The sequence below is a fragment of the Nocardioides sp. NPDC004968 genome (assembly GCF_040608935.1).
GTDB lineage: Bacteria > Actinomycetota > Actinomycetes > Propionibacteriales > Nocardioidaceae > Nocardioides.
Genome location: NZ_JBEXJF010000005.1, coordinates 167,954 through 182,284, shown reverse-complemented (window position 1 = coordinate 182,284; position 14,331 = coordinate 167,954). Strand labels below are relative to the sequence as shown.

The following is a 14,331-nucleotide window of genomic DNA, read 5'->3' as shown; positions in this document are numbered from 1 at the left end:
TCAGCAGGTCAGGGCCGGCCGCGCCGGGCGACGTCGCCGAGCCAGGCAAGGCTCGGTTTCGGCGTACGCACGAACGTCTCGCGGTCGACCGAGATCAGGCCGAAGGTCGGACCCCACTGGCCCCACTCGTAGTTGTCGACGGCGCTCCAGTGCAGGTAGCCCCGGACATCCACGCCGTCGGCCATGGCATCCCGGAGGTGGCCCAGCGCAGCCTCCGTGTAGTTGATCCGTCGCTGGTCGTCGTCGGTCGCGATGCCGTTCTCCGTCACCAGCACGGGGACACCACCGGTCACCTCCCATGCGTGCCGAACGGCCATGCCGAGCGCATCGGGGCGGCAGGCCCATCCCGTGATGGTGTTGTCCGGGCTGGGCGGATGCGGAATCGGACCGTCCGCGCCGACCAGCTGGCTGGTGTAGGACTGAGAGCCGACGAAGTCGTCGCCGCGGGAAGCCTCGAGGTAGAGGTCCTCCCACACCCAGGCCGTCTGCCGCAGCATCTCGTCGTGCTCCGGCCCCGCCGACTGGAACGCCTGCTGCGCGATCGTCCAGCCGACGGCGGCATCGGTGTGACGTCGCAGCGCGTCGACTGCCGCCCGGTGCACCTCAACCATCGTGGCCCCGCTCCTCTCATCCGGGGCGGGGAGTCCTCCAGCGAGCGCTTCGAACCCGTCCGGACCAGAGAGCAACCGGCGAACCGAGTCCATCACCGCCACCATGTTCGGCTCGTTGATGGTGCATACCCAGTCGACGTTTCCGAGGATCGACGACGTCCGTTCGACGTATCGGGTGAACAGTGCGACCGCGTCCGATCGCCCCCAGCCGCCCCCAGCCGCGAACCAGCGCGGGTTGCTGAAGTGGTGCAGGGTGACCACCGGCGTGAGGCCGAGCTCGAGCGCGGTGTCGATCATCCGGCGGTAGTGCGCAAGAGCCGCGGCCGAGAAGCGTCCCTGCTCCGGCTCGATCCGGGCCCATTCGACGCCGAACCGGTAGGCGTTCAACCCTGCCTCCGCCAGCAGCGTCATCTCCTCGCGATAGCGGTGATAGCTGTCGAGGGCATCGCCGCTACGTTCCGGAAGAAACGACTGCTCGGCGTTCTCCAGCTCCCACCAGTCGCTGTTGATGTTGTTGCCCTCGGTCTGGTGCGGCGAGGTGCTGGCTCCCCAGAGGAATGAGGTCATGCGGGGTACTTCCCGTCATCGATCTGGCCGGCCCCTTCGGAGCCGGCGGTGGGTGTGAGCAGGAACTTCAGGATCAGCTCCGCGGTGCGGTCGAATGCGGGGTTGCCCTCGGGGCGAGGCAGGAAGAACCCGTGTCCGGCTCCCTCGAACTCGACCAGGTCGCAGTCATTGCCGGCCACTGTCATCGCCTGCTGGAACTCCCGCACCAGACGGAGAGGAACGATGCGGTCACGCGTGCCGTGCAGCACGAGCGAGCGCGGAGCGCCGGGACGGACATGGTGTAGGGGCGACGCATCCCGCGCGGCCTCGGGCGTCAGACCCACGAGGCGCCGCGACAAGGCGGCCAGGAGCCCTCGTCCGCAGCACATGTCCACCGCCGGGTTCAGGAGCACGAGGCCGTCGTACGCCGACGGCTGGTCCCCGCTCGGGGGCATGGCCAGGGCGAGGGCGAGCTGGGCGCCCGCGGACCCGCCGCCGATCGCGATCCGGTCAAGGCCGGCGTCGGCGGCGATCTTGCGGAACGTGCGGTCCGCCCGGGCCGCATCGGCCAGGCAGTCCGCCGGCGACAGGGCACCCGATCCGACCAGTCGATAGGCGGAGCTCGCCGCCAGAATCCCGGCGTCGGCGAGGCGCCGGGCGTGCGGCAGCAGCATCGACGGCGCCCCCTTCATCCAGCCGCCGCCGTGGAACAGCAGGACCGCCGCTCGCGGACGACGCACCGGCGCGCAGACGTGCAAATCCAGCCGGGTGACACCGTCGGCCGCGACGTACTGCTCGATCGTCTCCGTGGAGGACTCGGTCATACCGGTGCCTGGTCAGACTCGGCCAGGGCGGCGTTCAGCTTGTGCAACAGCTCCGGTGACACGGCCGGCGTGGTGGCAGCGAGGTTGTACGGCGTCATCCGGCCCACCCGCGCCCGCAGGTCGTCGTGGGCGAGGATCGGCATGAGCGCGACGATGACGGCACGACCGCGCTCGTCGTCGAGGAGCTCGTCGAGGGTGCTCAACGCGCTCAGTCCGTCCCTGGCGAACACCGAGGGCGGAGGCAACGGCCGTGAGGACGCCGCCACCTGCTCCTGCTGCTGGCGGGCGAGCAGGTGCTCGGTGGTGACCGCTCCGGCCACCGGGAGTCCCAGCCTCTCGAACTGACTCGGGGGCGCTTCGCTGGCTCGCAGCAGGTCGACCATGAGTTCGGCCATCCGCAGCTCGAGCTCGTCATCGACCAGCGGCCGCCGCTGGGTGGGATCGTTCTCCAGATCGAAGAGCATGGTCCCGAACGCATGGGGATTGCCCCAGCTCGCCCCTGGCACCTTCAGCACCGGGACTCCCTTGGTGAAGCCGAACGGCGCGGCCAGCTCCGCGCCCCGGAGCTCGCTGGGGTCGAAGCGGCTCTTCATGTGGGTCGGCATCAACGTGTACTCCTCCAGCGGGGCGTTGGAGGAGTCGGCGCTGGCTCGCATGTAGACGTAGCGCCCGTCGGTCACGTTGATGTGCCCGCCGAAGACACCGAACAGCCCGGCCTCGCGCACCGGCTCGTCGGCCGCGACCGCACCCGCCAGGGGCTGACCCTGCATGTCGGGGGTCGGCGCCAGGCCGAACCAGTCGAGCAGGGTGGGACCGAGGTCGATGGTCTGCACCAGGCTGCCTCTACGCTCGCCGCGGGAGCCGGCGCGAGGGTCCCAGATGAACAGCGGGGTGTGGATGGTCTCGTCGTACCACGGCTGAACCGACTTGCCCCACCACCCGCGTTCACCGAGCAGGAAGCCGTGGTCGGTGCAGACGATGAGCATCGTGTCGTCCCACAGGTTGTGCTCGTCCATCGCGTCCATGACCCGGCCCAGCGACTTGTCACACATGGTCAGCAGCGCGGAGTACTCGGCGCGGATGTGCTCGACAGCCTGCTCGTCGTCAGTGACCCGGCCGTAGGCCGGCCAGTCGTACTCAGGGCCGTCGTAGTCGTGCAGGTAGTGCGCCCGGTGCTCGTCGTAGCTGAAGAACGGCTCGTGCGGGTCGAAGGTCTCGATCTGGAGGAACCAGTTGTCGTCGTCCTGGTTGGTCGTCAGGAACTCGAGGCCGGCATCGAAGGTGAGGGTCTGGCAGTGCCGGTCCTCGGTGGCCATGTACTGACGGTTGATCGTGTCCTGACGGGCGCCCCCCATGCCGCGCGACGCATTCGCCAGGACCTCGGGGTCGGCCACGTGGCCCTTCCACTTGTCGCCCTCCTGGCCACGGAAGAGCTCATAGCTGTCGAACCGGTTGTGATAGGTCGCGCCGCCGTCCTCCCAGTAGTGGTAGTGGTCGGTGCTCAGGTGCGTGTAGACGCCCGCGCGGGAGAGCATCTCGGGCACCGAGTCGTCGAACGGCTCGAGCGGCCCCCAGCTGCGGTGCAGGAAGTTGTGCCGACCCGTGTGCAGCTCACGGCGCGCCGGCATGCACGGCATGCTCCCGGCGTAGCAGTTGTCGAAGGTGACCGAGCGCTGCTGCAACCGCTCGAAGTTCGGTGCGTGGATGCCCTCGGCGCCGTATGGCGGGAGGTATCGACGGTTCAAGGTGTCGAACATGACCATGATCGCGCGCACGACGGTTCCTTTCGGGAGAGGTGCCCACTAACCTACTTACCAATCAGTCGGCCAGCAAGGCCCGACGTCCACCTCCAAGGGAGAAGCACATGGCAACCGTCCATGGCACCTGCACGCCGGAGTTCGAGCTCGTCCGGGACGCGTTCACGAGCCACTTCGACCAAGGCCTCGAGGACGGCGCCAGCGTGTGCGTCACGCTCGAGGGTCAGGTCGTCGTCGACCTCTGGGGAGGCACCGACGGCAGCGGCGATGCGTGGCAGTCCGACACCCTCGTCAACGTCTGGTCCGTGACCAAGACGATGAGCGCGACCGTGATGCTGATGCTCGCCGACCGTGGGGAGCTGGACCTGGAGTCGCCCGTCGCGCACTACTGGCCCGAGTTCGGCACCCATGGCAAGGACGAGGTACTGGTCCGGCACGTCCTCGCGCACACGGCCGGCCTGCCGGGCTGGAGCGTCCCGATCGCGCCGCGCGACCTGGCCGACCACGAACGCGTGACCACCGCGCTGGCCGCGCAGGAGCCGTGGTGGCAGCCCGGCACACGTTCGGGCTATCACCCGCTCACGCAGGGCTTCCTGGAGGACGCCATCGTCCGCCGGATCACGGGCCAGAGCCTCGGCGCGTTCTTCGATCATGAGGTCGCGCAGCCGCTGGGTACGGACTTCCACATCGGCCTGCCTGCAGCGGACGACGCACGCGTGGCTCGGATCACCGCTCCGGCCTTCGGCATCGGCGGCGACCCGGCGGCCGCGGTCGACGATCCAGCCGAGGCCGAGCTGGCAGATCGCGTCACCTCGAGCTGCCCGCTGATCGGCGACGAGCCGAACGAGCGGTGGTGGCGAGAGGCGGAGATCCCCGCGGCGAACGGCACCGGGAACGCGCGCTCGATCGCACGGGTTCATGCGGCCCTCGCCTGTGACGGCACCGTCGACGGAGTCCATCTGCTGAGCCCGGCCATGCTCGACCGCGTATTGGAGGAGCAGAGCAGCGGCATCGACGCTGTGATGGGCTACCCGTTGCGATACGGCGTCGGGTTCGGGCTGGTCAGCCCCGAGGTGCCGCTGAGCCCGAACGCGCGGTCGTTCTGGTGGGCGGGCTGGGGTGGCGCCATGGCGCTGGTGGACCGGGACGCCCGGATGACCGTGAGCTATGCGATGAACAACATGTCGTCCCAGACCCAGGACCTACGCGCGGTCAACCTGATCTTCCACGCATACGCCGCGCTCGAGACGCTCACGTGACGCGGCGGGAGCGGACCTTCGACACACCCAGCACGAAGAGGCCGGCGAGAAGACCGAGTAGCCCGAGCGCCAGGAGCGCGGCCGGAATCTGAACCGTGAAGCGCTGCAGAGTCGCGGCACGCTCACCGTACTTGTCCGCGTTGGCCTTGACCTGCTCGTCGGTATAGGCGAGCTTGCCGGCGAAGAGGGTCCGTACCGGCTCACCGTCGACACTCAGCCGGTCACGTACGTCTTGCACATCGTTGAGGATCGCGCCCGTGCGCGGCTCGACGTACAGGGTCCGGTCGACGCCGTAGGTGCGATCGGCGGACACCTCACCGTCGGTCGTCAGCCCGACGGCCTTGGCGTTGACCTTCTGGCTGCCGACGACGGCATCGGCGACCTCGATCTGGAACCGGTAGGCGTTCAGACCCTCGACATCGGTCGTGCCGCGGTAGGCGGCCTTCACCTCCTTGCCCAGGACGTTGTCCCACACCTCATAGCTCTTCTTCTCAGTTCCGAAGGGGAACCGCAGCACCAGGCCGGTACGGCGGTCCTCCTCGATCGCCTGGTCGACGACCTCGGCGAAGCTCTCACAGCATGGCTCAGCCTTCCCCGTGGACGCGTCCATCGCCGTGCGGGCCATGCTCTGCTGCACGATGACTCCCTCGGCAGTCAAGCGCGTGGTCGCCGTGAACCAGACGACAACTCGTCTCGGCGCCTTCTGCGCCGCCTCGAGGTCGCCGACCGTGTATTGCTTGACGGAGACGTCGGAGGTGACCTCTGTCTGGGTCGATGGGACGAACACAGTCGCGCCGCTGGCGCGCATGGTGGTCATCTCGCGTGGGTCCTCCTCCGCGACCGCGAGCTGGGCGGAGCCGAAGAACCGCAGGACCAGGGCTGCGGCAACGAGGAAGGCACCGACGCTGATGAGGACAACGGGCAGGTGGCGACGCATGGGGGTTCTCCTAGAGACGAGAGGTGGGGCCGAGTCCTAGCGGTGAAGGGGGTCAGCGGACGCGACTTCGCGACGCGCCTGCCGCATTGCCCGGCGCTCGCGCTGACGGACCGGGTCGGCGACCGGTGAGGCGAGCAGCAGCTCTTCAGTGAACGCGTGCTCCGGTCGGGAGGTGACCTCCGCACACGACCCGAACTCGACCACCCGGCCCTGCCGTAGAACAGCCACCCGATGGCTGATGTGCCGCACCACCCCGATGTCGTGCGACACAAACAGGTAGGCGACCCCCGTTCGCTCCTGGATGTCGACGAGCAGCTGCAGTACCCGATCCTGAGTTGACAGGTCGAGCGCCGAGACCGGCTCGTCGCAGACGACCAGCTCTGGTTCCAGGGCCAGCGCGCGAGCGATCGCCACCCGCTGTCGCTGCCCCCCGGAGAACTCCCTGGCGAAGCGGTCGGCCGCTCCGGTCGGCAGACCGACCTGGTCGAGCAGCTCGACCACGCGACCGCGCGCGGTCGCCCGGGTCCACCCCGCCGCGCGGAGCGGCTCCGAGAGGATGTCTTCGACCATCATCGCCGGATTCAGCGACGTGTACGGGTCCTGAAAGACCACCTGGATCCGCGCAGCCAGCGGTCGCCGCTGCGCCCGGGTCAGGGACTGGATCTCCTGACCGTCGTACCGGATGCGACCGGAGGTGACCGGGGCCAGTCCCAGCACTGCCCGCCCGATCGTCGTCTTCCCTGAGCCGGACTCACCGACCAGACCGACCGTCTCGTGCGGGCGTACGTCGAGAGTCACGCTGTCGACCGCCGTGAACGTGCCGCCCCGGCGACGTCCCGGGTAGCGGACCACCAGGTCGTCGATCTCCAACAGGCTCATCGGTGCATCTCTCCAGTTCGGGCGTCGTCGCACGACGACGGGGTCTCGACGTACTCGGGGCGGACGTGGTGCTCGTCGGGTACGGCGTCCAGCAGCATCCGCGAGTACTCATGCCGGGGGCGAGTGAAGAAGTCCTCGACCGAGGCGGACTCGACCACCTGGCCGTTGCGCATCACCGCGACGTCGTCGCAGAGGTCGGCGATGACTCCGAGGTCGTGGCTGACGAGGATGATCGACATGCCGAACTCCTCCTGCACGCTGCGCAGAAGATCAAGGATCTCGCTCTGCACTGTGACGTCCAGGGCTGTGGTGGGCTCGTCGGCCACCAGGATCCGCGGCTCGGTCGACACCGCGCCCGCAATGAGCACCCGCTGCGCCATTCCGCCAGAGATCTGGTGGGGGTAGGAGCGCATCACTCGCTCGGGATCATGGATGCCCACGCGCGCCAACAGCGCGACTGCGCGCCTTCTGGCCTCGGACCGGACGACTCCCCGAGCCCGCAACGGCTCCATCAGCTGGTATCCGATGGTGAAGGTCGGGTCCAGATTGCTCATCGGCTCCTGCGGGATGTAGGCGATCGCGTCGCGCACCAGCGTCGCGCGATCGCGCGGCGGGAGCCGGAGGATCTCGGTTCCGTCGAGCCACACCTCGCCGGCCATCAGGTTCGCCTGCCGCGGCAACAGGTCGAGCACCGCGAACGCGGTCTGCGTCTTGCCCGAGCCGGATTCACCGACAACGCCCAGTGTGTGACCGCGACGCAGCTTCAGCCCGGCCCCGCACACCACCTCGGCGACGCCATCGCCGGTCGGGTAACCGATGGTGAGGTTGCGGACGACGAGGATCTCCCCATCGATGGGCGGAGCCTCAGCAGAGGCCGGGACCGACTTCAGGTGCGCTGTCGTTGCGCGTGCCGCCGCACCGCCACCGCCACCACCGCCGTCCGCACGTTGCAGCGCATCGCGCGCGCCGCTGGCGATGAGGAAGAAGGCGGCCACGGTGATGGCCATCGCCAGACCGGGCCAGATGAACAGGACGTCGTTGGCGCTCATGGCCGCGAAGCCCTCGCCGAGCATGCCGCCCCAGGTGATCGTCGTGGCATCGCCCAGGCCCAGGAAGTCCAGCCCCGTCTGTATCGTGATGGCGACACCTGCCAGCACGCTGATCATCAGGACGAGCGGACCGCGCACGACGCGGAAGACGTGGCGCGCGACGATGCGCACGTCGGAAAGTCCGGCCACCTTGGCGGCATCGATATAGAGGTCGTTTCGCACGGCATGCACCTGGGCACGGAGCAGGCGGAAGACCGCCGGCGCCATCATGCATCCCAGAGCGGTCATCGAGATCCACATCGAGGTGCCCAGGCTGGACACGATCGCCAGCATGACCACGATCGCGGGGAGAGACATGACCATGCTGGCCAACCAGTCCAGCACCAGGTCGACGCGGCCCGAGTAGTAGCCGGCGACGAGTCCACCAGGCACCCCGAGCAGGATCGCCACCGTCAGGGCGATCACACCGCTGAACATCGTGGCCTTCGTCGCCACGACGAGTCGTGCGAGCACGTCACGTCCACCACTGTCGGTCCCGAGCAGGTGGCCGTCGGCGCCCGGAGGCTCGTTGCGCCGGTAGAGATCGGCACGCCAGGCTGCTTCCGGGGCGGCCCAGTCGATCGCGATCGCCGCGACGAGAGCACAGAGGACGAGGACGAGCAGCACCACCCCGACCCGCGATAGCGGGTTGCGCAGGATCATACGAAGCGTCGACGTGCGCTCCGGGGCGTCCAGTGCTTGCGCGGAGATCTCGATGCTCATGCTGTCCTTGCCTTGGGAATGAGCCACATCTGAGCGAGGTCGACGAGAAGGTTGACGAGGATCACGAGGCCGCCGGTCAGCAGAACCATGCCCATGATCACCGGACGGTCGCCCGCGGCTGTGGCGTCGACCGACAGCACGCCGAGCCCCGGAAGGGCGAAGACCTTCTCCACCATGAACGCACCGCCCAGCATCGCGACGAATCCGAGCGAGAGTGACGTCAGCCAGGGAGGCGCCGCATTGCGGAGCGCATGTCGGAACAGGAGCGATCCGCCCGAGATGCCGCGCGAGCGAAGCGTCCGCACATAGTCGGCTTCGAGTACGTCCATGAGAGACCCTCGGGCCTGGAGCGTTGCGCCTGCGACGCTGCCCAGCGTGAGCGCGAGCACGGGCAGCACGAGCGACCGCAGCCACTGAGCCGGAGACTCGCTGAGCGGCACGTACCCAAACACCGGGAACACATCGAGCTTGACCGCGAAGACCAGCAGAAGAAGCAGTGCCAGCAGGTACGCCGGCAGCACGTGCCCGATCACGGCGAGCAACTGCACGAACCGATCGACCGATCTCCGTCCGTAGACGGAAGCGACCGCAAGCACCAGGCTGAGTCCCGAGATCACCATCATGCTCAACGCCACCATCGACATCGTCACCGGCAGGTTCGCCGCGATCTTGTCCGCGACCGGCTGGTCACCGATGTAGGAGGTCCCGAGGTCACCGCGCACCACCCCACCGACCCAGTCACCGAACTGCGTGAGCATCGGGCGGTCGACGCCGAGGCGGTGGTTCTCGGCCGCCACCTGGGCATTGGTTGCCTCCGGCCCGAGGATGTTGCGAGCCGGATCGCCGCCACCGATTCCCGTGATCACGAATCCGACGACGCAGACCGCCACAAGCAGGATCGATGCGGCGACGCACCGCCTGAGCAGAATTGTCAGCATGACGAGTCACTTCTCCGAACGCTGGAACCGGACCAGATCGATCCCCTGGGTCTGCGGTTCGACGGTGACGCCGTCCACCGAGACCCAGTTGGTCGAGCTTGCGAACATCGGCGCGAACCAGGCGTTCTCGACCAACCATGTGTTGATCGCGCGAAAGGCCTGATCCTGAGGCGCGCCGGGAGCGGCCTTCTTCGCGACAGCGAGCAGCTTCGCCAGGGCAGGATCTTCACTCTCGTACGGGTTGAAGGTCGCGGTCGGCAGCACGGAGAGCTGGATGTCCTGCCACGGCGCCTTCGTGCCGAGCGACATGAAGAACATGGGGAACTTACCGTCCTGCATGGAGCTGAGCAGCTCCGTCACCGGCACCTTCTGCCAGACCACCTTGATGCCGATCTCGCCGAGCTGCTGGGTGATGGCGGTGTTGAGAGCCGGGCTGCCGACGAACTGGCTCAGGTCCGGCATCGTTGCTATGAAGCCGCTTGCGAAGCCAGCGGCGGCCATCAGGTCCTTCGCCTTGGCGAGATCGCGCTCGTACTGCTGGTTGAGCTTGTCGTCGTACACCGCTCCGCCGGGTGCGAAGATCTGGGCGGACAGGGTGGATCCGCCGGGCAAGAGCTCCTCCGTGAACAGCTTGCGGTCGACGGCGAGGTTGATCGCCTGACGCACCCGGACGTCGCCGAGCGGGGCAAGCACGTCACCGGCACGGTCCGCCAGGATCAGGCCGTACCAGGCGCCTGCGGACTCCCGGACCGTGAATCCGGCTTCCTTCACAGGCTTCAGCTGCTGACTCAGGACGGCGGCGGCATCGATCTGCCCGACCTTGAGAGCGTTGAGGAGTGTGTTCGGGTCGGCCAGTTGTACGAGCTTGAGGTGGTCGAAAGGGTAAGCCTCCGCGTCCCAGTAATCCTCGTTGCGCTCGAATACGGTTGTGCCGGTCTGCGACTTGTCGGCGCTGTAGAGGTAGGGCCCCGAGGTGACCGGCACCTTCGTGAGGTTGCCGGACTTCAGCGCGGCCGGCGAGGTCATGATCCCCAAGTTGTCGGTCAGGTTGACCAAGAGCGCCGGATCTGGCTCTTTCAGCTTGATCACGAGACGGTCCGGGCCTGGGGCGCTGACGCTCTTGATGGCGTCCGCCACGGTGCTTCGGGGGCCGTCCGTCCGCCCGAACCAGTCGATCACCGCCTTGGCAACCGTCGCGTCGAACGCTGTGCCGTCACTGAAGGTGATGCCCGAGCGTAGCTCCAGGGTGAGTTCGGTCCGCGTGTCGTCGTAGGTGAAGGACGTTGCCATTCCGGGCTCTGGCGTGCCGTCCGGGGCCGGATGAAGCAGCGTGTCGTAGGCCGCCTGGCAGTACAGGCGCCCGGAGCCGCAGTCCATCTGGGTCGGGTCGAAGGTCGTCAGCGGGGTGGGCGTCGCGAGGGTGAGCGTGTCCTTGGACGCACCATCCCCTTCCGAGGATCCCCCGCATCCAGCGAGCACGGTCGCGCTCAGCGCAGCGGCGGACAACAGGGCGACGAGTTTCGTGGGCTTGCGCAAGGTCGCACTCCTCGGGCGATTGGCGGGTCTGGAGACCCGCATCGGTCATGGTGCGGTGTGGCGGGCGCCACATGCCTGGGCTAACCTACCTATCATTAAGTCGGTTTGCAACGGTCGCATTGAGGAGTTCCATGGCACGCACCCAGGAAGCGGATCGCGCAGGCAAGAGACGCCGCGCGCAGATCGTCGACGCAGCACTCGAGCTCTTCGCGGCCCGGGGGTACGACGCGACATCGCTCGCCTCCGTGGCGCGCGCGGTGGAGATGAGTCAACCGGGCCTGCTGCATCACTTCGACGGCAAGGAAGCCCTGCTGGCCGCCGTCCTGGACGAGCGGGATCAGCGCGCCTTCACCGCCAGCGACATCGAGAGCGACTACGACGTCAGCCCGTTCGAGCGCGCACTCGAGGTCGCCGAAGCCATGGTCGCCTGGAACGCGCAGCACCGCGACCTGGCGCGGCTGGGCCACCTGGGGGCGGCCCACCACCCACCCTTGGCGACCGCTTGGGCCAGGGAACGCACCATCCGGTTGCGCGCCCAACTGGCCGCGGTCGTTTCCCGTGGCATCACCGACGGCACGGTGCGCCCGACGGCGGATCCAGAGATCGTGGCCACCTTCGTGATTGCCGGCGTCGGAGGACTCGAGGCTCAGTGGCTCGTCGACGAGGACTTCGACATGGTCGCCGCCATGCGCGAGTTCACCCAGATGCTCCGCCGCGACCTCCTGGTCGCCTTGTGACGCGCCGGCCTCGGTCGGTCTACGACCACGGAGACGAACCGGATCCGCGCTTCTCGCTCGCCAACGAGCGCACGTTTCTGTCCTGGATCAGGACCAGCCTGGCCCTGATCGCAGGTGCCGTGGCATTCGCTGCTGTCATCCCGGACCTTCCACACGCGGCACGGGCGGTGAGCTGCGGAGCGCTCTGCATGGGCGCCCTGATCTGCTCGCTGGCGGGTTGGCGACGCTGGCGGCACACCGAGCTCGCGCTGCGCACCGGAGCTCCGCTGCCGGGGTCGGCACCGACCGCCACCTTGGCGGTCTCGACAGCGGCCGCTGCCTGCGTGGTGGTGGCCTGGGTCGCCGCGATGACCTGGTGAAGCCCGCGCGTACGCCCCCGCTACTGGCAACTCGGCCAGTAGGTCAACCCTTCCTGTTACAAGCAAACGAGGAGAAGCTCATGCTCGAACCCGAGGTCTTGAAAAATCGCACCGCTGTCGTCACGGGAGCGGCCAGTGGTATCGGCGCCGCGCTCGCCGCCGAGCTCGGCGCGCACGGCATGGCCGTCGTGGTCGCCGACATCGACGTCGAGGGCGCCCACCGGACCGCCGCGGCCCTGGAGGAGCGCGGAACCGCCGCGCTCGCGGTCCGGGTCGACACCAGCGATGCCGATTCCGTGCAGGAGCTCGCCGAGGCGGCGTACGCCACGTTCGGATCGGTCGAGCTCGTCTGCAACAACGCTGGCGTCCTCACGTTCGGCAACGTGGCCGACTCCCCCGTCGACGACTGGCGTTGGCTCTCGTCGGTGAACGTCGAAGGTCTGCTCAACAGCGTGCACGCCTTCGTGCCACGGATGCGCACCCAGAGCGGATGGCGCCACATCATGAACACGGCCTCCACCCATGCCTTCCTTCCGGACCCGGGATACACCGGGCTCTACAGCGCGACCAAGCAGGCAGTGGTGGCGATCAGCCGCGGTCTTCGCCAGGAGCTGGCACCAGAAGGCATCGACGTCACGCTGCTCTGCCCGGGCCAGGTTGCCAGTCGGATCCTGGACTCGCAGCGCAACCGGCCGGAACGGTTCGGACCCAACGCAGCGGAGCCCTTCGGAACCGGGGTCATCCCGATCGGCACGATCGAGCCGGAGGAGGTTGCTCGGCAGGCCGTCACCGGTCTCCTAGCCGGCGCCGAGGTCACCTTCGCGCTCGGCGAGTCCAGCGTGTTCCGCGAGCAGGTCGCAACCTGGTCCCGCATCGTCGACCAGGCGATCGTTGTCGACCGCGCGGTGACGGGTTCGACTGGGTGACGCTTGACTCCCATGGACGCCCCGAAAGCGCGCGGCTTGGGTCCCTGTTCAGCCACATGAAGGCACCATCTCGTCGTCGGGTTCGGAGTCAGTGCCTGCGGGGCAGCGCTCCGATGGGTGCCAGCGCGTGCGACGTGGAGATCTGGTGAGAGAACCGCCCGTCCTGTGTGAGGACTGCGCCGGAGCGTTTGGCGACGGAGGGGATGAGCCAGGTCTCACAGAGTTCGATGCGCGGGTGGGCGTGCTCGATACGTGTCAGCAGTGACTCGAGGTCTTGGGCGTGGTGGAGCCACACGGTGATGGCGAGGTTCATCCGGTCGAGGATGGCGGCGGACAACCGCACTCCCGGGACCTCCGCGATGCTTGCGCCGACGGTGCCCAAGTCGGTCGTTGGCACGCGGTACCAGAGGGACGCGGCCGTGGTGTAGCCGAGGGCATGGTGGGCGAAGTCCGTCTTCGCCGTGAACCAGGGAGAGTCGAACAGACGGTGGATCGCGCGGGTGACGCTCGTGGTGGAGAGCCCCAGCTCGGCAGCGATCTCGGACGCCGGTCGGCGCGCGTCCGACAGCAGGCTCTGCATGACGCTGACGAGGAGCGGTGTGGGAGCAGAGGGTTCACCAGCGAAGCCCTCTGCCGCGCGCCGCAGGGCGTTGATGACGTCAGGGGCGAGGACATCGAGATGTGAGCGCGCCCCGTCCTTGTAGAGGTTCTGTACGAAGCGGGTGCGCGTCGCGCGGATCCCCGGGATGCTCGCGATGCTCTCGGAGATGAACGCGTCGGCGGTCGCGATACTCGCATGCACCACCGTGAGCAGTAGATCGCGGGAGCCGGAGGTCCGGGCGATCTCGATGACCTCTTGGAGTGGAGTCAGCGCGGCAACGACCTGCTCACGGTGCCCAGCACGGACGTCGACTTCGACGAGCGCCATCGCCGGAAGCTCGACTTCGAGATGCTCGGGCTGCTGGTAGCAGACCGTCCACGCCAAGCCGGCATCACGCAGTCTGGTCCAACGGCGGGCAAGCGTGGTGGGGTCGTAGCCGAGGATCTTGCCCAGCTGCATCCAGCTGATCCGCGGAAAGATCTGCAGGGCATTCGCCAGCTGCTTGTCGACGACATCGATGACCGATTCCTGCACCACGTACGCGAATCTAGCCCATATCCGGATGCCTGAGGTTCCTTTACGAACCGAATCCCGATGACCTGCCTACGAT

At 67.9% G+C, this 14,331-nt stretch carries 13 protein-coding genes; 4 read left to right on the top strand and 9 right to left on the bottom strand.

Annotated elements, in window-relative coordinates:
- Positions 1-8: 8 nt before the first annotated feature.
- Genes ABZU72_RS08715 through ABZU72_RS08705 form a run of 3 tightly spaced genes read right to left on the bottom strand, consistent with a single transcriptional unit; the run spans position 9 to position 3,756 of the window.
- A complete protein-coding gene (locus ABZU72_RS08715; RefSeq protein ID WP_355018455.1) occupies positions 9-1,178 on the bottom strand; it encodes a family 1 glycosylhydrolase in 1,170 nt (389 codons plus the stop codon).
- Positions 1,175-1,981: an alpha/beta hydrolase gene (locus tag ABZU72_RS08710; protein ID WP_355018454.1), complete on the bottom strand. Its 807-nt coding sequence runs from the start codon at positions 1,979-1,981 to the stop codon at positions 1,175-1,177. The genes ABZU72_RS08715 and ABZU72_RS08710 overlap by 4 nt, the downstream gene beginning before the upstream one ends.
- Positions 1,978-3,756 (bottom strand): sulfatase, encoded by a 1,779-nt coding sequence (locus tag ABZU72_RS08705; RefSeq protein ID WP_355018453.1) that lies wholly within the window; start codon positions 3,754-3,756, stop codon positions 1,978-1,980. Before ABZU72_RS08705 ends, ABZU72_RS08710 begins: the two co-directional genes overlap by 4 nt.
- Before the next feature lie 89 nt (positions 3,757-3,845).
- Here ABZU72_RS08705 and ABZU72_RS08700 point away from each other — a divergent pair, with 89 nt between their 5' ends.
- Positions 3,846-4,997 carry a serine hydrolase domain-containing protein gene (locus tag ABZU72_RS08700; protein ID WP_355018452.1) on the top strand — a complete coding sequence of 384 codons (1,152 nt, stop codon included), beginning with the start codon at positions 3,846-3,848 and terminating at the stop codon, positions 4,995-4,997.
- Here the strand turns inward: ABZU72_RS08700 and ABZU72_RS08695 are convergent.
- From ABZU72_RS08695 to ABZU72_RS08675, 5 genes are read right to left on the bottom strand one after another with little or no spacing between them, the layout of a single operon-like run.
- Entirely contained in the window at positions 4,990-5,934 is a 945-nt protein-coding gene (locus ABZU72_RS08695; protein WP_355018451.1) for a DUF3068 domain-containing protein, read from the bottom strand. The genes ABZU72_RS08700 and ABZU72_RS08695 overlap by 8 nt on opposite strands.
- A gap of 36 nt (positions 5,935-5,970) precedes the next feature.
- Positions 5,971-6,813: a dipeptide/oligopeptide/nickel ABC transporter ATP-binding protein gene (locus ABZU72_RS08690; RefSeq protein ID WP_355018450.1), complete on the bottom strand. Its 843-nt coding sequence runs from the start codon at positions 6,811-6,813 to the stop codon at positions 5,971-5,973.
- On the bottom strand, positions 6,810-8,624 hold the full coding sequence (locus ABZU72_RS08685; RefSeq protein WP_355018449.1) for a dipeptide/oligopeptide/nickel ABC transporter permease/ATP-binding protein: 1,815 nt from the start codon (positions 8,622-8,624) through the stop codon (positions 6,810-6,812). Before ABZU72_RS08685 ends, ABZU72_RS08690 begins: the two co-directional genes overlap by 4 nt.
- Positions 8,621-9,562: an ABC transporter permease gene (locus ABZU72_RS08680; protein WP_355018448.1), complete on the bottom strand. Its 942-nt coding sequence runs from the start codon at positions 9,560-9,562 to the stop codon at positions 8,621-8,623. Before ABZU72_RS08680 ends, ABZU72_RS08685 begins: the two co-directional genes overlap by 4 nt.
- A gap of 6 nt (positions 9,563-9,568) precedes the next feature.
- Positions 9,569-11,098, bottom strand: coding sequence for an ABC transporter substrate-binding protein (locus ABZU72_RS08675; RefSeq protein WP_355018447.1), 1,530 nt, complete (start codon positions 11,096-11,098; stop codon positions 9,569-9,571).
- 131 nt (positions 11,099-11,229) lie between these two features.
- On the opposite strand from ABZU72_RS08675, the gene ABZU72_RS08670 reads away from it, so the two are divergent.
- The 3 genes from ABZU72_RS08670 to ABZU72_RS08660 all read left to right on the top strand — a co-directional run bounded on the left by ABZU72_RS08670 (position 11,230) and on the right by ABZU72_RS08660 (position 13,120).
- The gene (locus ABZU72_RS08670) at positions 11,230-11,835 is read left to right on the top strand and encodes a TetR/AcrR family transcriptional regulator (RefSeq protein ID WP_355018446.1); all 606 of its coding nucleotides are present in this window, start codon (positions 11,230-11,232) and stop codon (positions 11,833-11,835) included.
- Positions 11,832-12,194 (top strand): DUF202 domain-containing protein, encoded by a 363-nt coding sequence (locus tag ABZU72_RS08665; RefSeq protein WP_355018445.1) that lies wholly within the window; start codon positions 11,832-11,834, stop codon positions 12,192-12,194. The genes ABZU72_RS08670 and ABZU72_RS08665 overlap by 4 nt, the downstream gene beginning before the upstream one ends.
- A gap of 80 nt (positions 12,195-12,274) precedes the next feature.
- On the top strand, positions 12,275-13,120 hold the full coding sequence (locus ABZU72_RS08660) for an SDR family NAD(P)-dependent oxidoreductase (RefSeq protein WP_355018444.1): 846 nt from the start codon (positions 12,275-12,277) through the stop codon (positions 13,118-13,120).
- 88 nt (positions 13,121-13,208) lie between these two features.
- Here ABZU72_RS08660 and ABZU72_RS08655 read toward each other — a convergent pair whose 3' ends face one another.
- Positions 13,209-14,258, bottom strand: a complete 1,050-nt coding sequence (locus ABZU72_RS08655) for an Lrp/AsnC ligand binding domain-containing protein (protein ID WP_355018443.1) — start codon at positions 14,256-14,258, stop codon at positions 13,209-13,211.
- Positions 14,259-14,331 lie beyond the last annotated feature (73 nt).

What these genes read in the sequence shown, in the direction of transcription:
- ABZU72_RS08715 (WP_355018455.1), bottom strand. Translation starts at nt 1,178, where the DNA reads ATGACCTCATTCCTCTGGGGAGCCAGCACCTCGCCGCACCAGACCGAG.
- ABZU72_RS08660 (WP_355018444.1), top strand. Translation starts at nt 12,275, where the DNA reads ATGCTCGAACCCGAGGTCTTGAAAAATCGCACCGCTGTCGTCACGGGA.
- ABZU72_RS08685 (WP_355018449.1), bottom strand. Translation starts at nt 8,624, where the DNA reads ATGAGCATCGAGATCTCCGCGCAAGCACTGGACGCCCCGGAGCGCACG.
- ABZU72_RS08695 (WP_355018451.1), bottom strand. Translation starts at nt 5,934, where the DNA reads ATGCGTCGCCACCTGCCCGTTGTCCTCATCAGCGTCGGTGCCTTCCTC.
- ABZU72_RS08710 (WP_355018454.1), bottom strand. Translation starts at nt 1,981, where the DNA reads ATGACCGAGTCCTCCACGGAGACGATCGAGCAGTACGTCGCGGCCGAC.
- ABZU72_RS08700 (WP_355018452.1), top strand. Translation starts at nt 3,846, where the DNA reads ATGGCAACCGTCCATGGCACCTGCACGCCGGAGTTCGAGCTCGTCCGG.
- ABZU72_RS08680 (WP_355018448.1), bottom strand. Translation starts at nt 9,562, where the DNA reads ATGCTGACAATTCTGCTCAGGCGGTGCGTCGCCGCATCGATCCTGCTT.
- ABZU72_RS08670 (WP_355018446.1), top strand. Translation starts at nt 11,230, where the DNA reads ATGGCACGCACCCAGGAAGCGGATCGCGCAGGCAAGAGACGCCGCGCG.
- ABZU72_RS08690 (WP_355018450.1), bottom strand. Translation starts at nt 6,813, where the DNA reads ATGAGCCTGTTGGAGATCGACGACCTGGTGGTCCGCTACCCGGGACGT.